Genomic DNA, 19,432 nt, shown 5'->3' with positions numbered 1-19,432 from the left:
TCCCGGAAACCCGCCTCGCAAAAGGCGGGTTTCTGTCGTTTCTGATATCGCCTCTCATCATTTCATTCCCCGGATTGCCATGAAGACCTTTGCCTTGCCGTTTATCGCCGCCACTCTGTTTGCCCAGACGGCTGCAGCCGCGCCCGGGCTTGTCGAGCCCGATCTGCGCCTGCCGGCCAATCCCGAGGGAAAGGCCGGTTCGCCGCGAGTCGCATTGACGCTCGATGCCTGCAGCGGGGCCACCGACATGCGCATCCTTGGAACCCTGATCGAGAACCGGATCCCGGCGACGATCTTCGTCACCGCGCGCTGGCTGAAGCGCAACGGCCTCGTCGTCGAAGTGATGAAGGCGCATCCGGACCTGTTCGAGATCGAGGACCACGGCGCCATGCACGTGCCGCCGATCGACGTGAAGATCTCGGTCTACGGTATCGCTGCAGCGGGCTCGGAAGCGGCGGTAGCAGCCGAAGTCGATGGCGGGGCCGGCGCGATCAAGGCGCATGGCCTGCCGGCGCCGAAATGGTTTCGCGGCGCGACAGCGAAATACACCCATTCGTCGATGAGCCAGATCCGCGCCATGGGCTATCGCATCGCCGGCTATTCGGTGAACGGCGACGGCGGCTCGCTGCTGGGTGCTGCGATGGCGGAGAAGCGCATCCGCAGCGCCAAGGACGGCGACGTGATCATCGCCCACATCAACCAGCCGACCCATTCGGCCGGCGCCGGCGTTGCCCGCGGCATCCTCGACCTCAAGGCGAAGGGCTACAGCTTCGTGCGTCTCAACGATATTCCGGACGAAATGATCGTCGGCGCGACGAATTGACGGAAAACGACGGCTTTGGCCGGAAAATGTCCGCTGCATTGAGGCATGCCTGAGATCTGGCAGGTGCAGGTGCGAGCGTGCACCTTGAAAGCCGCTGCTCGACGCTTTGAAGCGGTCCGTCGAAATCAAGTCCTCCTGGCCGAAACCTCATCATAGGATCGAAGCGCTGCGCGTGCGCTACGGGAGGTATTGATGAAGCGTGTCGTCGTCGGACTGTTGGCCGTGCTGATGTCGCCCGTGCGCCCCCTGCCGGTGCTTGCCGACAGTGGCAGCGCGCCGGCGTTCGAACAGGTGCTGGCCCGCGCCGAAAACGGCGACCCCGAAGCACAGGTCAGCGTCGGCTTGCGCTACCAGACGGGTGACGGCGTCGGGCGCGACGCGATGAAGGCCATCGGCTGGTATCGCAAGGCAGCCGAAAGGGGCAGCGCCAAAGCCCAGTTTTATCTCGGCACCCTCTATTTCGCCGGCGGCGATGGCGTGAAGCAGAATTATGCCGAGGCTGCGCGCTGGCTTCGGCTGGCGGCGCAACAGAAATCGTCCGGCGCCGATTACAATCTCGGCGTGATCTACGAGCAGGGGCTGGGCGTCGAGAAGGACGAAGCTCAGGCGGCGGCGCACTATCGGCGGGCGGCCGACGGGGGTTATTCGCTGGCGCAATACAACCTGGCGATCATGCTGCAGCAAGGGCGTGGCACGGCGCGCGATGACACGGCGGCGGTCGGCTGGTACAGGAAGGCGGCGGACCAGGGGCTGGCTGCAGCCGCGCACAATCTCGCTTTGGCCTATGTGCACGGTACCGGAACGGCGAAAGACGAACAGGAAGCCTACCGGCTGATGTCGAGAGCGGCGATCCAGGGGCATGAAAGCGCGCAGTACAATCTCGGCTACATGTATGAAAAGGGCATCGGCGTCGTGCGCAACGATGCGGAGGCCATGCGCTGGTATCTGCGCGCGGCCGAGCAAGGAAATACTCAGGCGCAAGTGAATGCCGGCAGGCGCTACTTCGATCCGGCGGCAGGGCGGACGGACCACAGGCAAGGCTTGCGCCTGCTGCGTGCCGCGGCGGAAAAAGGCCACCCGGCTGCGCAGTACCTGCTGTGCGGTATCTATTCGCGCGCAGTCGGCGTCGAGCGAGATGACCGGGAGGCGGTAACCTGGTGCCGCAAGGCGGCTGATCAAGGCGTGGCGGAGGCACAGGCCGATCTTGCGACATTCTACATTCTGGGCCGCGGCGTCCAAAAGGACGACGCCACCGGCTTCGGCTGGCTGCTCCAGGCCGCCAAGCGGGGGCATGCGAAGGCACAGATGAATGCCGGCGTGATGTATCTCGAAGGCAGGGGTGTTCCCCAGGATTACGGTGAGGCCGAACGCTGGTTCCGGCTCCTGGCCAACCGCGGCGACCCGTCCGGGCAGTTCAATCTGGCGCTGATGTATGCGGATGGCCGTGGCGTCGAGAAGGACGAAAAGGAGGCGGCGCGGCTCTATACGCTTGCCGCCGAGCAAGGGTACGCAGTCGCCCAGAACAATCTCGGAATGGCCTATCTCAACGGTATCGGGGTTCCGCTCGATCCGGCCGTGGCTGTCTCGTGGTTTCGCAAGTCGGCCTTGCAGGGATTTGCCGATGGACAACTCAACCTCGGCATCTCCTATGCCAAGGGCGTCGGTGTGGCGCAGGACCTGTCGGAAGCCGCGAAATGGTATGTGAAGGCGGCCGCCCAGGGGAAAGCGGAGGCGCAACAGGGGCTCAACGCACTGCCGAAGGAGTTTCGCGGCTCGGATCCGCCTTAATCGTTGGGCGAGGAAACCTTGGCCGTGCGCTTGAGGCCCGTGACCTTCTCGACGAAATCGGCGATCGCCGGGGTATCGTCGAGGTCGAAGACCGGGAGATCGCTGTCAGCGACCGGGTGATCGGCGGCGATCGCGCAGATGTGCGGATCGGTGGGAGCCAGCGGCTCGCGGTTCGCCGATTCCAGGCGGCGAGCCTCGATCTTCGGGATCGGCTCGCGCTTGTAGCCTTCGATGAGCACGAGATCGCAGGGCGCAAGCCGCGCCAGGATATCCCCGAAGGAAGGCTCGGGCGCGCCACGCAACTCGTGCATGATGGCGAAGCGCGTGCCCGAAACGATCGTCACCTCGTGGGCGCCGGCCTCGCGGTGGCGGTAGCTGTCGGCGCCGACCTTGTCGATGTCGAAGTCGTGATGCGCGTGCTTGACGGTCGAGACCACGTAGCCGCGCCGCGTCAGCTCGCTGACAAGCCGCACCATCAGCCCGGTTTTTCCCGAATTCTTCCAGCCGGCGATGCCGAAGATCTTCATGGCACTCATGGTTTGTTTCCCTCGAAGAAGCGCAACCATTCCTCCGCCTCGGCCAGATCTTCAGGCGTGTTGACGTTGAAGAAGGGGTCGAACGCGCCCTTCGACGTCATGATAACCGGAAAATCGACCGTGACCGAGGCATGGCGCTCGATGAAGGCGCGGACGCGCCGCTTCGCGTCCTTGGCCATCCAACTTTCCAGATCATCCGCAAGCGCCACCGGCCAGAGTGCGAACAGCGGATGCATCTGCCCGACGGATGCCGCAACGGCAATCTGCTGATGCTCGGTCATTGCGGCGGCCATATACGAGACGAGATCATGCGGAAAGAACGGCGTATCGGTCGGAACGACGACGACGTGGCTGGCGTCTGGGGTGGTCGCCGCAACGTGGCGCATGGCCGTGAGCACGCCGGCGAGCGGCCCGAGAAAGCCCGGAACCGTGTCGGCGATCACAGGGATGCTGCCGTCGATGCCGACTGCCGGCTCGGCGTTGAGGTTGACGGCAATGTTTCCAACCTGCGGTCGCAGCCGGGCGACGATGCGCGACAGCATCGTCCGGCCGCCGAGTTGAAGATCGGACTTCGGGCTTCCCATGCGGCGCGACAAGCCGCCGGCGAGGACGACTGCGGGCGGCGTTGCGCTGATCAGAGGCGAGGGACGGCTTTCCGGCATCGGCAGCTCCTATTCCAGCGGGCCGGTCAGCGAACGCTGGGCGACGGCTTTGCGGCCGCGTAGCGTCTCGCGATAGAAGGTGTAGAGGCCCGAACCGATGATGACCGCGACACCGACCAGCATCCAGTGATCCGGCACTTCGGCAAAGAAGAAGATGCCGATCGCGATCGACCAGATCAGGCTGGTGTAGCGGAAGGGCGCGATCACCGAGATGTCGCCGGCGCGCATGGCGAGAACGATCGTCTGGTAGCCGAGCATCAAGAGCACGCTTGCCGCGGCGATATGGCCGAAGGTCGTCGCCGACATCGGCTGCCAGCCGCCCATCGGCTGGATGAGCAGGGCGCCAACGATGGTGGTGACGAGCGAGGTCGACACGGTGATGTAGAGTGACGGCACGTCGTGGCCGATGCGACGGGTACAGAGATCGCGGGTCGCGGTGACGAAGACGCAGGCGACAACGGTCAGCGCCGCCGGCGTGAAGCCCTCGGGACCGGGCCTGAGCACGATCAGCACGCCGATGAAGCCGGCGATGATTGCTGTCCAGCGCCGCCAGCCGACCGGTTCGCCGAGGAAGAGTGCGGCGCCAAGCGTGACGGCCAGCGGCAGCGCCTGCATGATGGCAGAGGCGTTGGCGAGCGGGATCTGACCGAGGGCCGAGATATAGGTGACGGAGGCCAGTGCCTCCATGGCGATGCGCAGCAGGATCGCCGGGCGCATCAGCGTTGCGAGCGGGCGAAAGGCGCGGAAGTGCCAGGCGGCGAGCAGCACCATCAGTGTCGTCAGCAGTCCACGCACGAAGATGATCTGGCCGACATTCATGGCGCCGGTGACGGATTTGACGAGGGCGTCGTTGCAGGAGAACGTGACCATCGCCAGGCACATGAAGAGAATGCCGCGGAAATTGGTGGAGGCTTGCATGCGGGTTGTCCTGCGACGCCGGACAAGCGGGCTTGCGCTGCCGGCGGATGGGAGGCGAATCCACGGGATGGGATCGCCCAATGTTTAAGCATTGGCTGCCGGCTTGTGCAAACGGGATCGCATGTCGCCGCGACTTTTCTTCTCCGACAAGTAAAAAGCATGCTTTCGGGCGAGCCCCCTTGCCGGAAAGACTGCCCGCAAGCCGGTAAAACGGTGCGAACGAACATAAGCTTATTCGCGGAATCTTAAGTTTCGCTGCCTATCGTCGCCACAATTCCGCATCCATTCGCATGACGCGATCGGCGGGGTGGCGCCGCAGCAGACCTTGCAGGGTGGCCATTCCAGGGACGTTGCCCAAGGCTTGGGAGAGCCTGCGGCCTGCTTCCCGTCGGTGTTCCCACCAAAATAAGCCGCCGCGCGGGCCTGCTTCCCATAAGAATAATCAGGGGTGCGCAATGTCTTTCATCGATCGCTTGCTGCAACGGCTGCGTATCGTCACCAAGGTTCTGCTTTTTGTGGTCCCGCTCGTGGCGCTCATCGCCGGCATTGGTCTCATCGGCTTCTTTACCGCCCGCACGCTCAACGGCCACATGACCGTGACGCGCGAAACCATCAACAACCTCTCGGACTTCCAGGCATTGCGCGGCGCGCTGCAGGCCTTCTCGGATGCGCCGAGCGAGGAAACGCGCACGGCGCTCTCGAGCCAGATCGACCAGCAGGAAAGCGGTGTGAAGACACTCGACGGCCTGCTGACGCGCGGTGAAGACAAGGCGGAAATAGCCTCGGTGCTGGCGTTGGGCGAGGCGATGCGCGGCCAGACGGGAAAACTCTGGGCGACCAAGCTCGAGCGCGACCAGGTGACGGCGTCGCTCGACAAGGCGCTCGCCGACATGACCGAACAGGGCAACGGCGCCTATAAGCAGATCGACATCATCCGCAAGGAATCGGGCGAGAAGGAAGCCTTTGCCAAGGCGCTGCTCTTCGATGCGGCCGCCTATCAGGGGCTTGCCGAACGGATCAAGAAGTTCCGCCTGCCGGTGACGATGGCCGTCAATCCGGATGCCAAGGTCGACCAGGCGGGCAAGCTTCTGCCGCATCTCCTGAAGCAGATCGAAGAGGCGGAAAAGATTGCCTCGGAGAAGGTGCAGGCGCCGATCGCCGAAGTGAAGGACCAGGCGCTCAAGGTGCAGGCGATCCTTGCCGGCGGCGAGGACAACGAGGCGAAGAAGAATGCGCTCGTGCCGATCCTCAGCAAATTCTCGAAATACGAGGCCGGCTTCGCCAAGGAAGCGGCCAAGAATTCGGATACCGCAGCCAAGCGTTTCGTCGGCATGGATGCCGAGATCTCGCAGCTGAAGACGCTGATCGCGCTGATGGGCGACACCTTCAAGGGGCTCGACAGCACGCGGCTGCACATCAGCGAGTTGCATCGCAAGCTCGATGCCGCCGGCCGCGAGCCGGTCATGGCGGATATCCAGGCGGTGCGCGAAACCGCGGGCAAGCTCGGCGAACTCGGCGGCAAGAATGCGGCTCTCCGTGATCTTCCGGGCAAGCTCGGTCCGTCGCTCGACAATATCGACAAGGGCACCGCCGCACTGATCGACGTCGGCGGCCGCTGGCAGGCGGCAAAGAGCGAAGCGGCAACGATGGTCGCCACTGCCAGCACGACGCTCGAAAGCTTCGTCAGCAGCGCCCAGGAAGCCGGCAAGGTCGACAGCCAGCGCTCGGCCGATGTCTCGATCGTCGCCATGATCGCCGGCACCTTGCTCGCCATCATCGGCGGCCTGATGCTGGTTGAAACGCTGCGCGGACCGCTGAAGCGCGTGACCGAAACGATGACGCGGCTTGCCGGCGGCGATCTCGACGTCGCGATCGAAGGCCGCAACCGCGGCGACGAGATCGGCGACATGGTGCGCTCGGTCGCCGTCTTCCGCGACAATGCGGTCGAGAACGTGCGGCTCGGACGCGAGGCGGAAGCAGCACGCGCGCTTTCGGCCGAGGAGGAGGCACGACGCGCCGCGGAACGTGCGCGCGTCGAGGCCGAGCAGATGCAGGCGCTGAATGCGCTCTCCGACGTGCTCGCAGCACTTGCCGACGGCGACCTTGAGGAAGGCATGTCGGAAGACCTGCCGGCCGATTACGTGATCATGGCCCGCACCTACAACAACGCGGTGGAGGCCTTGCGGGCGACGCTTGCCGACGTGCGCGTCGTCACCGGCGAGATCACCGGCGGTACGGGCAATCTCGCCTCGTCGGCGGACGATCTCGCGCGCCGGACCGAGCAGCAGGCGGCAGCGCTCGAAGAAAGCTCGCGGGCGCTGCGGCAGTTGACCGACATCGTTCGCGCAACGGCCGAAAGCGCGCGCAAGACGACGGTCTCGGTCGGCGAAACCAACTCCTACGCCCAGCATTCCGGACAGGTGGTCGCCAAGGCGATCGATGCCATGGCCGAGATCAACCGCTCCTCGGAGAAGATCAGCACGATCATCGGCGTGATCGACGAGATCGCCTTCCAGACGAACCTGCTGGCGCTCAACGCCGGCGTCGAAGCGGCTCGCGCGGGTGAGGCCGGCCGTGGTTTCGCGGTCGTCGCGCAGGAAGTGCGCGAGCTCGCCCAGCGTTGCGCCGGTGCTGCCCGCGAGATCAAGGGGCTGATCTCGGAAAGCTCGGCACAGGTCAGAAGCGGCGTCGCCCTCGTCCAGGAAACCGGCGATGCGCTCACCGTCATCAACAGCCACATCGGAACGATCCACGACCTCGTCAGCAACATCGAGGCGTCCGCGGCCGATCAGTACACCGGCCTCAACGAAGTGAATTCGGCCGTGCACGAGGTCGAGCTGATCACCCAGCAGAATGCTGCCATGGTCGAGGAAAACACGGCCGAGATCCACGGGCTGCGCCGACAGGTCGAAGCGCTGAACGAGAAGATCGAGCGGTTTCGTACCGGCACCGAGGGGATCGGTGGGCGCGGAAACGGTCGTGCGAGTTACGCGGCTTAGGGCTCCATAGTCACAAGGGGTACGTGGGGACACGCATGTGTTCCCCACATCCCTTCTCCCAATTGCGTGGAGAAGGTGCCGGCAGGCGGTTGAGGGGCCGCCTGCCGGTTGTTTTTCAGGTCAACTTGTGCGGAGCGATCAGCCGCCGGTGACGCTCATGTGGCGGGCGACGGCGGGGCGGTTGTGCTCGCGGTCGATGATGAAGTCGTGGCCCTTCGGCTTGCGACCGATCGCCTCGTCGATCACCTGGCTGAGATAGGCATCGTCCTCGGAGGCGCGCAACGCCGTCCTGAGATCGGCGGCATCGTTCTGGCCGAGGCACATATAGAGCGTGCCGGTGCAGGTGAGGCGGACGCGGTTGCAGCTCTCGCAGAAATTATGCGTCATCGGCGTAATCAGGCCGAGGCGGCCGCCGGTTTCCGCCACTTCGAGATAACGGGCCGGACCACCGGTGCGATAGGGTATGTCGGAGAAGGTGAACTGCTCTTCCAGCTGCCGGCGCATGTCCGAGAGCGGCATGTAATGGTCGGTGCGGTCTTCCTCGATCTCGCCCATCGGCATGGTTTCGATCAGCGTCAGGTCCATGCCGCGGCCGTGGGCCCAGCGCATGAGATCGGGGATCTCGGCGTCGTTGAAGCCTTTCAGCGCCACTGCGTTGATCTTGATCTTCAGGCCGGCGGCCTGGGCCGCGTCGATGCCTTCCATAACCTTGGAAAGATCGCCCCAGCGGGTGATCTGATGGAATTTCGCCGGATCGAGCGTGTCGAGCGAAACGTTGATGCGCTTGACGCCGCAGTCGGCGAGTTCGGCGGCATATTTCGCAAGCTGCGAACCGTTGGTCGTCAGCGTCAGCTCGTCGAGCCGGCCGGCTTCGATTTCCTTGCCGAGTTCGCGCACCAGGAACATGATGTTCTTGCGCACCAGCGGCTCGCCGCCGGTCAGCCTCAGCTTGCGCACACCCTTTTCGATGAAGGCGGAACAGAGACGCTGCAGTTCTTCGAGCGTCAGCAGATCCTTCTTCGGCAGGAAGGTCATGTGCTCGGCCATGCAGTAGGTGCAGCGAAAATCGCAGCGGTCGGTGACGGACACGCGCAGATAGGTAATCGCCCGGCCGAACGGGTCGATCATCGGAGCGGTTTTCTGCTCGAGCGGCAAAGCGCCAAATCTGTCTATCGTCGCTGTGTTCAATCGTCTTTCTCCCAGCCCTTTCAATGTCGTCGTCGAGGCCGCTCGCGTCAAGGCGCATACTGTCGCAAAGTGTTGATCGGAAGAGACGGGTAATTCTCGCGGGCCGATTTCCAGAACGCCATGCGTTCATGCGAACGCACAAAGGACACTCTAGCACCTTGATTATAGTGCATCTTTCTCCTTTAAGTGATTCCACTTGAAAACAGGATGCCCTAGGCTGGTGCATATCCGCCGTCAGGAATTTGGATAGCGGCGAAAGAGCGGCATCGAGTTTGCCGGGCGCGAACGGGAGCAGATCACATGAGCGAAATCTGGCCGACGGAACTGCGGGTGTCGAAGGATCGCCACCGGCTGGTCGTCACGTTCAACGATGGTGCTTCCTTCGATCTGTCGGCGGAGATGTTGCGCGTGCTTTCGCCGTCGGCCGAAGTGCAGGGCCATGGACCCGGCCAACGGGTGACGGTGCCCGGCAAGCGCAATGTGCAGATCATTTCGGTCCAGCCGACCGGCAACTATGCGGTGCGCATCGGTTTTGACGATTTTCACGATACCGGCATCTTCACCTGGAGCTACCTGCGGGAACTCGGCGAAAAAGGTGCGGACCTGTTTGCGTCCTATGAGCAGGAACTGACCGACAAGGGCATGTCGCGCGACAAGGCCGAAAAGCCGCGCTGAGGACGACCGTACCGCGCGCGCTTCCGGACGCGCAACGGTCGCATCGCGCCCGTCTCAGGCCAGTTCGCCTTCCGCCTTCAGGAGCAGGCCGATCAGCCGTTCCATGGATCGGGTAACGACCAGGCAATCATCCAGAGGTTCGTCGTCGAGCAATTTTTCGATCAGCGCGGTGTGGATCTCCATCGCGGCCTCCGTCAGCGTCCGGCCCTCGGGGGTCAGCGATAGCCTGAGAACCCGCTTGTCCTTCTCGTCGCCGCGCCTGACGATCAGGCCGCGCTTTTCCAGATGCGGCAACAGCATGCTCATGTTGGAGCGGCCGACCAGAAGCTTGCGCGCCAGCTCCTGCTGCGAAATGCCATCGAAGCGATAGAGATTGATCAGGATATCGAGGTGTGGCGGCTTGATATCGAGATGGGCGATCTCGCGTGTCACGGTCTGCTGCATCAACTGGCAGGCACGGGCAACTGCGATCCAGCTGCGGAAGCGGGGGTGGTCCCAGGGAAAATGATGTTCTGTCGTCACTTGATTTTTGTTCATCGTTGTACAATTATGTTCAGCATTGAACATATTTAGAGATTCCCACTATGGCACCCTTTGCGATCAAGGTCATCCGTCAGGCGCTAAAAGGCGTCGCCGCGTTCTCACCCGAGGCAGCCGGCAAGCTCGCCTTCAGGCTGTTCACCCTTACGCCCGGCCGAAAGCCCAGGAACGCCAAGGAAAAGGCGGCGCTCGCCGCTGCAGCGCCGGTGATTGCCAAGGGGCAGCCGGTGACCCTTTCCTATGCCGGAGGCTGGGTGCTCGCACGCCAGTTCTTTCCGGCGCGCACGGCTGCCAACGTCAAGCGTGTTCTGCTCGTGCACGGGTGGGGATCGCGCAGCGACTATCTGGCCGTGATGATCGACGGACTGGTCAAGGGGGGCGCCGAGGTGGTGACGCTCGACTGGCCCGGGCACGGCGGCTCGCCGGGGCGCACGCTGACGATGCCGGCGGCGGTGAGGGCGATCGATGCCGCCTGGCGGCATTTCGGCGATTTCGATGTCTGCGTCGGCCATTCCTTCGGCGGCGGCAGCCTGGCATGTGCGGCCGGCGGCATCGTCTGCGACGTGCGCAATCATGTGGCACGAAAGATGGTGCTGATCGGCGCGCCCAGCGAGATGACCTGGCTTTTCAAGGGCTTCGGGAAAGTTCTTCGCCTCGCGCCAAGGACGCAGGCTGCCTTCGAGGGCGTCGTGGAGCGCCTCGCCGGGCGTCGTCTGGAGGATTTCGATGCGGCGAGGGTCGTGGGTAACCTGCGCACGCAGACGCTCGTCATCCATGCCGAAGACGACAAGGAAGTCTCGGCCGACCATGCACGGCGCTATGCGGCGGCCGGGCCGAATGTCGAGATGCACTGGGCCAACGGCCTTGGCCATCGGCGCATCGTTTCGGCTGCTCCGGTGATCGAGCGGGTCAATGCCTTCATACACGCGGAAGATCAAAAAGCCGCCGCCTGACCATTTTTCGTTGACCTCGTCATCAGACTGTCATGCTATCGGCCGAAGGGTCGCAAGCCCGGGATTCTCTGCGCAACGTCGCGCCCCTCATTCTTTCCCGGGATTTTGGCAGCATTGGAGGACGGCATGTCGGTCATCACCTCGGTCGAGGAACTCAGCGCGCTCTATGGCGGTGTCAGCGAAGCGTCGGTGGCCAAGGTCACCAAGGCGCTGACGGCGGAATATCGTCAGATGATCGAGGCTTCGCCCTTCTGTGCGCTCGCGACCGTCGGGCCCGAGGGGCTTGATTGCTCGCCCCGTGGCGATGACGACTGCGTGGTTCGGATCGCCGACGACAGGACGATTCTTCTGCCCGACTGGCGCGGCAACAACCGGGTCGATTCGCTTGCCAACATCGTGCGCGATCCGCGTGTGGCGCTGATGTTCCTGATCCCCGGCTCGAACACGACGATGCGCATCAATGGCACGGCCGTCCTCAGCATCGATCCTGGCTTGACGGAGAGCTTCGAAGTCGACGGCAAACATCCGCGCAGTGTCATCGTCGTCACCATCGGCGAAGTCTATTTCCAGTGCGCCCGCGCCGTCATGCGCGCGCAGCTCTGGAACCCCGAACGCTTCCTCGATCCGGCATCGCTGCCGACGCCGGGCACGCTGCTCAAGGCCGCCAAGGCGGATTTCGATCGCGACACCTATGACCGCGAATGGCCGGAGCGCGCCGCCAAGACCATGTGGTAGGCTGCCGCGGGGAAGCTTACCCGTTCCACGGCCGTGAACAGGAACGACAAAGGCGCCCAAGAGGGCGCCTTTGTCGATCTGAACGGGAGCGCCCGTGCGTCAGCGCCGGTAGATCAGCCAGTTGCGGCCCGATTCCTTGCGCATACCGTCTTCGAACAGCGTCGTCTTGTTGCGGCCGGCATTCTTGGCCGAATAGAGCGCGATATCTGCCTTGTTGTAGAGGTCGACCGGATCCTCCGCTGCGGTCGCCATGCAGACGCCGACGGAAAGCGTGATCGGGCCGTAATTGACGCCCGTCTTCGAATTGCGGAACGGCGTTGCGGCAAGCACGGTGCGGATGCGGTCGGCGATCTGCAGGCACTCTTCCTGGCTGCTGTCGCTGAGAATGATGGCGAATTCCTCGCCGCCGGTGCGGGCGACGAAGGCCTCGCGGCGCAGATTGGCGCGAAGCACGCCGCCGACGGTTGCGAGGATCTTGTCGCCGACCGGATGGCCGAAGGTATCGTTGACCTTCTTGAAATGATCGATGTCGGCGACGAGCAGCCCGGTAAAATTCTTCAGGTGCTCATTGTTGTAGACGGCGGCCAGATTGTCGTCGAAGGCGCGGCGGTTGGCGAGCCGGGTCAGCGAATCGGTGTTGGCGATGCGCTTGTACTCGTCGAGCTCCTGCCGGATGACTTCCATCTCGAAGGATTTCTGCACGACGGTCTCGACGCGCTCCTTGCCCTGGCTCATGGTCTCGGCCGTCGCCTCGGTCAGGATGCCGATCGCGTGGCGCAGAATATCGGCACTCGACGCGCTCTTGCTGACGATGTTGACATAGGCTTCGTCGAGAACCTTGTTGTAGGTCTCGAGCGCGTATTGCTCGTCGCGCAGCAGGGTCACGAGTTCGGCAAGTTTCGCCGCAAGCGTGGTATGGGCACGCTCGATGCCGTGCGAGCGGTGAATGTGACTGAAGTACTGGGCGCCGATCGCGTCCAGCTCTTCCTGGGTGGCGCGGCTGCCGAGCGCTGCCAGTTCCTTCGACAATTGCGGATTGGAGCCGAGATAGGCTTCGTAATAGAGCTCGTAGTTGCGGGGGATGGGTGCCACACCCATCATGCGCATCGCATGGGTTACCTGCGCTGCGATATCGGGCGTCTGAGCCTTGCCCGAGTTTGCCGTTTGCATCTGCAAACCCCCTAGTATGAATCGCTGCTTACTGGTCGTTATTTTTAGGGGCAAATGATTTGCGAAGTCTTAATATTTGCCGCCGCCGCGACGCCGCCAGTCGTTCGATCGCGGCCGTTCAGCCGCTCGATTGCGCGCGTTTGCGACTTGAAGCCACGGCGCCAAGCCGGCGCCGTGGTGTATCAAAATGGATCAGGCCGGGCTGATCATCGTTTCCGGACGAACGACCGCGTCGAACTCTTCGTTCGTCACATAGCCGCCACCGACGGCTTCTTCACGCAGCGTCGTGCCGTTCTTGTGGGCGGTCTTGGCGATCTTGGCGGCGTTGTCGTAGCCGATCTTCGGTGCAAGCGCCGTTACCAGCATCAGTGAGCGGTCGAGCGCCGCCTTGATGTTGTCTTCGCGCGCCTCGATGCCGACGACGCAGTTGTCGGTGAAGGAGACCGCCGCATCGGCGAGCAGCTGCGCCGACTGCAGGAAGTTGTAGGCCATCAGCGGGTTGAAGACGTTGAGCTCGAAATGGCCCTGGCTGCCGGCGAAGGTGAGTGCGGCGTGGTTGCCGAACACCTGGACGCAGACCTGGGTCAGCGCTTCGCACTGGGTCGGGTTGACCTTGCCCGGCATGATCGACGAGCCGGGCTCGTTTTCCGGCAGCGACAGTTCGCCAAGGCCCGAGCGCGGGCCGGAGCCGAGGAAGCGGATGTCGTTGGCGATCTTGAAGAGGGCGGCGGCCGTCGCGTTGATGGCGCCATGGCTGAAGACCATGGAATCATGGGCGGCGAGTGCCTCGAACTTGTTCGGGGCGGACGTAAACGCGATGCCGGTGATCTTGGCGATCTCTTCGGCAACCTTTTCGGCAAAGCCGATAGGCGCGTTGAGGCCGGTACCGACGGCCGTGCCGCCCTGGGCGAGTTCGCAAAGGCCCGGCAGCGTCATTTCGATACGCTTGATCGAGGAAGCGACCTGGGCTGCATAGCCGGAGAATTCCTGGCCGAGCGTCAGCGGCGTTGCGTCCTGTGTGTGGGTGCGGCCGATCTTGATGATGTGGTCGAAGGCCTTGACTTTGGCCTCCAGCGCCTTGTGCAGGTGCTTGAGTGCCGGCAGCAGGTCATGGATGACGCGCTCGGCGCAGGCGATGTGCATGGCCGTCGGGTAGGTGTCGTTCGACGACTGGCTCATGTTGACGTGGTCGTTCGGATGCACGGGCTTCTTCGAACCCATGACACCGCCCAGAAGTTCGATGGCGCGGTTGGAGATAACCTCGTTGGCGTTCATGTTCGACTGGGTGCCGGAGCCGGTCTGCCAGACGACGAGCGGGAAGTGGTCGTTGAGCTTGCCGTCGATCACTTCCTGGGAAGCCTTGACGATGGCATCGGCAACACCCGAATCCAGCCGGCCGAGCGCCTGGTTGGTGCGGGCAGCCGCCTGCTTGACGATGCCGAGCGCCCGGACGATCGAGGCCGGCTGTTTTTCCCAACCGATCTTGAAGTTGCCGAGCGAACGCTGGGCCTGGGCGCCCCAATAGCGGTCGTTTGCCACTTCGATGGGGCCGAACGTATCTGTTTCCGTGCGCGTCGATGTCATCGTGATACCTGCCTTGATCATGCGGTTCATGAAGCCTGGGTGAGGGGCCGCGTGGCGTCTCTCTCCAGGGTGCCGGGCCTCTCTCTGCCCCGACGGCCGGTGCTTGTAAAGGGGCGGGCCTTGGCTGGCTATGCTACAATCGTTTGAAACCCGATGGCGCAGCGGGAGGCGCGCGCAGCCATGGTGATTCGGTCCTTGCCGGCCTGCCGCGCCGTTGTGATGTTTCGGTCACAGACGCCGTCTTCTTTTCCGGCGCCGGTCGCCCGCCGTTGTCGGCGCAGATGCGTCCAGCCAAATAAAATCCATTGGGATCAAATTTTTATAACCGCCCGAACGTCTTGAAAATGAGGCGCTCGGGAGATTTCGCAGGGAGGTTCAAGGACGATCGGTTTTGGCGCGTTTCCTTTTCATTCACCATCCTTTTCTATAACTTTTAGCGCACGAGGGCGTGGCGAGAATCTGGCTTCAGCCGAATTCGGCGACAACGCGATACGGGGACGTAGTTTCATATGAGAGTTCTTAAAACGGCAGCGATCGTAGCGCTCATGAGTGGCTGTGCGATCGCGACCATGGACGCGCGGCCGGCTTCGGCCTTCACGTTCGGCGATTTCATCCGGGCAGGCAGAAAGAAGCCCGAGGCGCAGCAGGTGCAGCCGACCCAGCCGCTCCCCGGCGTCGGCACGATGGCTGACCCGCAGCAGGCGGCCAAGCCGCTGCCGAAGATCACCGGCCCGAAATACTATACCTACAAGGCCGAACCGCTGCGCCGGATCGCAACCGACAAGCTGCTCGATCCCGTCGTGACCGGCTCCGTGCGCAACGAAGCTCTGCCGCCGATGCTGCGCACGCCGCTTGCCGATGCGAGACAGTTCCTCCCCGGCATCGACGTGCGCGCTTCGGGCGATGTCGCAAAGGCGGTCGAAGCCCATTACGGCGCCCGCATGGACTACATCTGGATCGGCGCAGAAGGCGTGAACGCCAAGGCAAAGGCGGCGATTGCCGTTCTCGCGGATGCCGGCAAGGTCGGTCTCGACCCGCAGGATTACGCCGTCAGCGTGCCCTCCGATACGTTTGACCGGGGTGACATGATCGCCCGCGAAAAGGAACTGGTGCAGTTCGAGATCGCGCTTTCGGCAGCGGCGCTCAGCTACGCGCAGGATACGGTGCGCGGCCGCATCGATCCGAACAAGATCTCCGGCTACCACGATTTCAAGCGCAAGACGGTCGAGCTTCTGCCGCTTCTCGACAGGATGTCGACGAGCACAGACGTTGCAGCCCTTCTCAATGAGCAGAACCCGAAGAGCGCGCAGTTTGCGGCACTCTCGGCCGAGCTTTCCAAGCTGCGCGCGGAAACGAACGTCGAGCAGCGCGTCGAGATCGCGCCTGGCACGCTGCTGAAGCCGGGCCAGAGCAATCCCGAGCTTGCCAACATCATTGCGGGCATTCGCCTCAAGGGCTCGGAGACGCTGAAGACCGACCACGCCACGGTGCTTGCCGCCTACCAGGGAACGCCGGAGTACACGCCGGAGCTGGTCGCCGTGGTCGAAGCGTTCCAGCAGGAGAATGGGCTCAAGGCCGACGGTGTCGTCGGTCAGGCGTCGCTTCGCATCCTGACTGGCGGCGACACGGTCTCCTCCAAGATCAACAAGCTCGAAATCGCCATGGAGCAGGCACGCTGGTTGCCCGATGGTCTCGGCGACCGCTATGTCTTCATCAACCAGCCGGCCTTTACCGCCACTTACGCCGACAAGGGCGCCGAGCAGTTTTCCATGCGCGTCGTCGTCGGCTCCAAGGCGAACCAGACCTATTTCTTCCAGGACGAGATCCAGACCGTCGAGGTCAATCCCTATTGGGGCGTGCCGCAGTCGATCATCGTCAACGAGATGCTGCCGAAGCTCAGGAGCGACCCGAACTATCTCGACCGCATGGGCTACCAGGTCGAGGTCGGCGGCCGGCCTGTACCTTCGGCATCGGTCAACTGGAACGGCTCGACCGCTTCGGTCGCGGTGCGCCAGCCGCCGAGCAGCGACAATGCGCTCGGCGAGTTGAAGATCCTGTTCCCCAACAGCCACGCGATCTACATGCACGACACGCCGTCGAAGAGCTTCTTCAAGCGTGACAATCGCGCGCTCAGCCACGGCTGCGTGCGGCTTGCCGATCCGCGCCTGATGGCGGCGGCCGTGCTCGGCACGAGCGTCGAGGATGTCGGCAAGGAGATCGCCGGCGGCCACAACAAGGCGCTGCAGGTTCCGGTGAAGGTTCCAGTCTACGTCGCCTATTTCACGGCATGGCCGAACAAGGACGGCGTCGTCGAGTACTTCAACGACGTCTATGAGCGCGACATGTATATGAACCGGGCGTTCGACGCGACGCGGGGCGCCCGTCGGGCAGAAGGATAAAGCATTGAAAAAGGCCGCTTCGAGCGGCCTTTTTCTTGTCTTCTATCGGCTGAACAGGCCCGACACGAGGTCCGGCGTCAGCTCATCGAAGTGCCGGATGATCACCGTCGGTTCGAGGCTTTCGACCGGAACGTCGGAATAGCCGAAGGGAACGGCGATCGAGGGGACCTGCGCATTGCGGGCGACCAGGAAGTCGTTGAGGCTGTCGCCGACCATCACCGCGCGCTCGGCAAGGCCCCCCGCATTGGCAACGGTCCTTAGAAGGTGCTCGGCATTCGGCTTGCGTACTTCGAACGTGTCGCCGCCCGAGATCGCCGCGAAGCGCTCGATCAGGCCGAGCCGCTCGAGCAGGCGGGTTGCGAGCTTCTCGGGCTTGTTGGTGCAGACGGCAAGCTTGAAGCCGGCGCTGGAGAGACGGTCGAGCGCATCGATCAGGCCCGGATAGGGCAGCGAATCGCCCGGCATCGAGCCGTGGTAGAAATCGACGAATTCCTTCAGTTGCCATTCCAGCGTGTCTTCGGCGAGCGGCTTCTGTCTGAGCGCGAAGGTGCGCTCGATCATGGCGCGGGCGCCGTGGCCGACGAGATGCGTGAGATCGCCGTAGGTGACCGGCTCGACGCCGGCCTGGGTGACGGCGTGGTTGAGGCTGGCGACCAGGTCCGGCGCGGTGTCGACGAGCGTTCCGTCGAGATCGAAGACGACAATGGGAGAAGACAAGGGGAAAACCTCTTGGTGCTGAAAACCGTTGCTGATCGGGTAGGCGAACTGGTCGGCGATTGCAATGGCAGGCCGGCGCGACCAGCCAGGCGGAATCCTGAACGCTGATTCATTTTGACTTTTGTTTGCGCCGTCGGGCGTGTAAGTGTCACAGCGGAAAACGGGCGGCCGTTCGCTGATTGCGGCCTGCTGCCCGTGCGAATCACAAGGGAGCGACCGGCGCATGGACGCCCGCGAAATGAAAATCAAAGCCGCGGCCGCGGCGCTGGAATATGTCGAGGACGGGATGCGTCTCGGCATCGGTACGGGCTCGACGGCCGAGGAGTTTGTCCGGCTCCTGGCCGAGAAGGTCGCCGCAGGCTTTCGCATCGAAGGTGTTCCCACCTCGGAGCGCACCGCGCGTCTCTGCCTCGAACTCGGCGTTCCGCTGAAGTCGCTCGACGAACTGCCGGAGCTCGATCTGACGATCGACGGCGCCGACGAGGTCGATGGCCGGCTGCGGCTGATCAAGGGTGGCGGCGGCGCGCTGTTGCGCGAAAAGATCGTGGCGGCCGCTTCCAAGCGCATGATCGTGATTGCCGACGAGACGAAGGTCGTCGATGTTCTCGGCGCCTTCAAGCTGCCGATCGAGGTCAATCCCTTCGGTCAGGTGGCGACGCGGATCGCGATCGAGAAGGTCGCCTCGCGCCTCGGGCTTTCGGGTGAAATTGCCGTGCGCCAGTCCCATGACGGCGCCTTCCTGACGGACGGCGGACACCTCATTCTCGATGCATCTTTTGGCCGTATTCCTGATGCAGATGCGCTCGCGGGGGAGCTGAATGCCATTCCCGGCGTCGTCGAGCACGGGCTTTTCATCGGTATCGCTTCGCTGGCAATCATTGCCGGGCCGCAAGGCGCGCGCACGCTGACGGCGTCCTGAGCCGGCCTCTTAGCCCTCAAGGGGCAGGGGCGGTGAAGACAACAGGTTTCCATACATGCGGGCCTGGCGGCGGCAATCGCCCGGGCAGCATGCGACAAAAACAGGAGCAAGGGTAAAAATGAACAAACTCGCAGGTCTTGTCCGCACTTTCGCTGCCACCGCGGTTCTGCTGTCCGCGTCCGTTCCGGCGGTCAAGGCACAGGACGTCTCCGAAGACCAGATCAAGGCGGCGCGCGCGACGATTGCCGCTCTCGGCGTGACCAACAGCTTCGACAACATTCTGCCGAACCTTGCCGAGCGCCTGAAGAACACGCTGATCCAGGCGTCGCCGAACCACCAGGAGCTGATCACCGCGACCGTCGACGAGAAGGCACTGACCCTCGCCGCCCGCCGCGCCGATCTCGAGAACGAAGCAGCGACGATCTACGCCAAGACGTTTTCGCTCGAAGAGCTGAACGCAATCACCGAGTTCTACAACTCTGCCGCCGGCAAGAAGCTGTTGAACGACGGTCCGATCGCCTCGCGCGAACTCCTGAAGGCCGCCGACATCTGGGCGTCCGGCGTTTCGCGCGATCTCACCCAGGAAGCGACCAAGTCGCTCGACGAAAAGGTCGGCAGCACCCAGCCCGTACCGGAAGGCGCGGTTCAGGCACCGGCACAATAAGCCGCGGCGCCGGGCGCCTTCATCATCACGTTTCGAGGAGCCCGGAGCGATCCGGGCTTTTCTTTTGGCCGGGGGCTCCACTATATGTGCCTGCGGCGCGGCCTTTTGGCTGCGCCCGGTTGCGCGTCGCCGCCAAGATCGACCGGCGCGCTTTTCAGATCG

General features: G+C 63.4%; 17 protein-coding genes. 9 read left to right on the top strand and 8 right to left on the bottom strand.

The window, feature by feature from the left end; all coding sequences use genetic code 11:
- Positions 1-79: 79 nt before the first annotated feature.
- Both C1A35_RS10145 and C1A35_RS10140 read left to right on the top strand, forming a co-directional pair.
- On the top strand, positions 80-823 hold the full coding sequence (locus C1A35_RS10145; protein ID WP_104664194.1) for a polysaccharide deacetylase family protein: 744 nt from the start codon (positions 80-82) through the stop codon (positions 821-823).
- Positions 824-1,015: 192 nt separating this feature from the next.
- Complete coding sequence (locus C1A35_RS10140) at positions 1,016-2,611, top strand: SEL1-like repeat protein (RefSeq protein ID WP_104664193.1); 1,596 nt, start codon at positions 1,016-1,018, stop codon at positions 2,609-2,611.
- Here C1A35_RS10140 and mobB read toward each other — a convergent pair.
- From mobB to C1A35_RS10125, 3 genes are read right to left on the bottom strand one after another with little or no spacing between them, the layout of a single operon-like run.
- The gene (mobB, locus tag C1A35_RS10135; RefSeq protein WP_104664192.1) at positions 2,608-3,147 is read right to left on the bottom strand and encodes a molybdopterin-guanine dinucleotide biosynthesis protein B; all 540 of its coding nucleotides are present in this window, start codon (positions 3,145-3,147) and stop codon (positions 2,608-2,610) included. The genes C1A35_RS10140 and mobB overlap by 4 nt on opposite strands.
- Entirely contained in the window at positions 3,144-3,809 is a 666-nt protein-coding gene (gene mobA, locus C1A35_RS10130) for a molybdenum cofactor guanylyltransferase MobA (protein WP_104664191.1), read from the bottom strand. The genes mobB and mobA overlap by 4 nt, the downstream gene beginning before the upstream one ends.
- Before the next feature lie 9 nt (positions 3,810-3,818).
- Positions 3,819-4,727 (bottom strand): DMT family transporter, encoded by a 909-nt coding sequence (locus C1A35_RS10125; protein WP_104664190.1) that lies wholly within the window; start codon positions 4,725-4,727, stop codon positions 3,819-3,821.
- Between the two features lie 455 nt (positions 4,728-5,182).
- Between C1A35_RS10125 and C1A35_RS10120 the strand changes: the two genes are divergently transcribed.
- Entirely contained in the window at positions 5,183-7,726 is a 2,544-nt protein-coding gene (locus C1A35_RS10120) for a methyl-accepting chemotaxis protein (RefSeq protein ID WP_104664189.1), read from the top strand.
- Between the two features lie 138 nt (positions 7,727-7,864).
- Here C1A35_RS10120 and moaA read toward each other — a convergent pair whose 3' ends face one another.
- Positions 7,865-8,914, bottom strand: coding sequence for a GTP 3',8-cyclase MoaA (moaA, locus tag C1A35_RS10115; protein ID WP_104664188.1), 1,050 nt, complete (start codon positions 8,912-8,914; stop codon positions 7,865-7,867).
- Positions 8,915-9,214: 300 nt separating this feature from the next.
- Here moaA and C1A35_RS10110 point away from each other — a divergent pair, with 300 nt between their 5' ends.
- Entirely contained in the window at positions 9,215-9,589 is a 375-nt protein-coding gene (locus C1A35_RS10110) for a gamma-butyrobetaine hydroxylase-like domain-containing protein (protein WP_104664187.1), read from the top strand.
- Between the two features lie 54 nt (positions 9,590-9,643).
- Here C1A35_RS10110 and C1A35_RS10105 read toward each other — a convergent pair whose 3' ends face one another.
- Positions 9,644-10,126 (bottom strand): MarR family winged helix-turn-helix transcriptional regulator, encoded by a 483-nt coding sequence (locus C1A35_RS10105; protein ID WP_199772900.1) that lies wholly within the window; start codon positions 10,124-10,126, stop codon positions 9,644-9,646.
- A 47-nt stretch (positions 10,127-10,173) separates the two neighbouring features.
- Here C1A35_RS10105 and C1A35_RS10100 point away from each other — a divergent pair, with 47 nt between their 5' ends.
- A complete protein-coding gene (locus tag C1A35_RS10100; RefSeq protein ID WP_104664185.1) occupies positions 10,174-11,082 on the top strand; it encodes an alpha/beta fold hydrolase in 909 nt (302 codons plus the stop codon).
- A 126-nt stretch (positions 11,083-11,208) separates the two neighbouring features.
- Positions 11,209-11,817, top strand: coding sequence for a pyridoxamine 5'-phosphate oxidase family protein (locus tag C1A35_RS10095; RefSeq protein WP_104664184.1), 609 nt, complete (start codon positions 11,209-11,211; stop codon positions 11,815-11,817).
- Between the two features lie 99 nt (positions 11,818-11,916).
- On the opposite strand, the gene C1A35_RS10090 is transcribed toward C1A35_RS10095, so the two are convergent.
- Positions 11,917-12,987 carry a GGDEF domain-containing protein gene (locus C1A35_RS10090; protein ID WP_104664183.1) on the bottom strand — a complete coding sequence of 357 codons (1,071 nt, stop codon included), beginning with the start codon at positions 12,985-12,987 and terminating at the stop codon, positions 11,917-11,919.
- 192 nt (positions 12,988-13,179) lie between these two features.
- Positions 13,180-14,571, bottom strand: coding sequence for a class II fumarate hydratase (fumC, locus tag C1A35_RS10085; RefSeq protein ID WP_199772910.1), 1,392 nt, complete (start codon positions 14,569-14,571; stop codon positions 13,180-13,182).
- A gap of 509 nt (positions 14,572-15,080) precedes the next feature.
- Here fumC and C1A35_RS10080 point away from each other — a divergent pair.
- On the top strand, positions 15,081-16,970 hold the full coding sequence (locus C1A35_RS10080) for a L,D-transpeptidase family protein (RefSeq protein ID WP_104664181.1): 1,890 nt from the start codon (positions 15,081-15,083) through the stop codon (positions 16,968-16,970).
- Positions 16,971-17,012: 42 nt separating this feature from the next.
- Here the strand turns inward: C1A35_RS10080 and C1A35_RS10075 are convergent, their stop codons facing one another.
- Positions 17,013-17,687, bottom strand: a complete 675-nt coding sequence (locus tag C1A35_RS10075; RefSeq protein ID WP_104664375.1) for an HAD family hydrolase — start codon at positions 17,685-17,687, stop codon at positions 17,013-17,015.
- A gap of 223 nt (positions 17,688-17,910) precedes the next feature.
- On the opposite strand from C1A35_RS10075, the gene rpiA reads away from it, so the two are divergent.
- Both rpiA and C1A35_RS10065 read left to right on the top strand, forming a co-directional pair.
- The gene (rpiA, locus tag C1A35_RS10070) at positions 17,911-18,606 is read left to right on the top strand and encodes a ribose-5-phosphate isomerase RpiA (protein WP_104664180.1); all 696 of its coding nucleotides are present in this window, start codon (positions 17,911-17,913) and stop codon (positions 18,604-18,606) included.
- A 118-nt stretch (positions 18,607-18,724) separates the two neighbouring features.
- Positions 18,725-19,270: a DUF2059 domain-containing protein gene (locus C1A35_RS10065; protein WP_104664179.1), complete on the top strand. Its 546-nt coding sequence runs from the start codon at positions 18,725-18,727 to the stop codon at positions 19,268-19,270.
- The last annotated feature ends 162 nt before the right edge of the window (positions 19,271-19,432 follow it).

Source organism: Ensifer adhaerens (genome assembly GCF_002940685.1).
In the GTDB taxonomy this organism is placed as follows: domain Bacteria; phylum Pseudomonadota; class Alphaproteobacteria; order Rhizobiales; family Rhizobiaceae; genus Ensifer; species Ensifer adhaerens_E.
Note: the sequence above shows the minus strand (reverse complement) of the source record. Positions and strands in the feature narration are given on the sequence as shown.

What these genes read in the sequence shown, in the direction of transcription:
- C1A35_RS10140 (WP_104664193.1), top strand. Translation starts at nt 1,016, where the DNA reads ATGAAGCGTGTCGTCGTCGGACTGTTGGCCGTGCTGATGTCGCCCGTG.
- rpiA (WP_104664180.1), top strand. Translation starts at nt 17,911, where the DNA reads ATGGACGCCCGCGAAATGAAAATCAAAGCCGCGGCCGCGGCGCTGGAA.
- C1A35_RS10095 (WP_104664184.1), top strand. Translation starts at nt 11,209, where the DNA reads ATGTCGGTCATCACCTCGGTCGAGGAACTCAGCGCGCTCTATGGCGGT.
- mobA (WP_104664191.1), bottom strand. Translation starts at nt 3,809, where the DNA reads ATGCCGGAAAGCCGTCCCTCGCCTCTGATCAGCGCAACGCCGCCCGCA.
- C1A35_RS10120 (WP_104664189.1), top strand. Translation starts at nt 5,183, where the DNA reads ATGTCTTTCATCGATCGCTTGCTGCAACGGCTGCGTATCGTCACCAAG.
- fumC (WP_199772910.1), bottom strand. Translation starts at nt 14,571, where the DNA reads ATGACATCGACGCGCACGGAAACAGATACGTTCGGCCCCATCGAAGTG.
- C1A35_RS10145 (WP_104664194.1), top strand. Translation starts at nt 80, where the DNA reads ATGAAGACCTTTGCCTTGCCGTTTATCGCCGCCACTCTGTTTGCCCAG.
- C1A35_RS10080 (WP_104664181.1), top strand. Translation starts at nt 15,081, where the DNA reads ATGAGAGTTCTTAAAACGGCAGCGATCGTAGCGCTCATGAGTGGCTGT.
- C1A35_RS10065 (WP_104664179.1), top strand. Translation starts at nt 18,725, where the DNA reads ATGAACAAACTCGCAGGTCTTGTCCGCACTTTCGCTGCCACCGCGGTT.
- C1A35_RS10090 (WP_104664183.1), bottom strand. Translation starts at nt 12,987, where the DNA reads ATGCAAACGGCAAACTCGGGCAAGGCTCAGACGCCCGATATCGCAGCG.
- C1A35_RS10125 (WP_104664190.1), bottom strand. Translation starts at nt 4,727, where the DNA reads ATGCAAGCCTCCACCAATTTCCGCGGCATTCTCTTCATGTGCCTGGCG.
- mobB (WP_104664192.1), bottom strand. Translation starts at nt 3,147, where the DNA reads ATGAGTGCCATGAAGATCTTCGGCATCGCCGGCTGGAAGAATTCGGGA.
- C1A35_RS10110 (WP_104664187.1), top strand. Translation starts at nt 9,215, where the DNA reads ATGAGCGAAATCTGGCCGACGGAACTGCGGGTGTCGAAGGATCGCCAC.
- C1A35_RS10105 (WP_199772900.1), bottom strand. Translation starts at nt 10,126, where the DNA reads ATGAACAAAAATCAAGTGACGACAGAACATCATTTTCCCTGGGACCAC.
- C1A35_RS10100 (WP_104664185.1), top strand. Translation starts at nt 10,174, where the DNA reads ATGGCACCCTTTGCGATCAAGGTCATCCGTCAGGCGCTAAAAGGCGTC.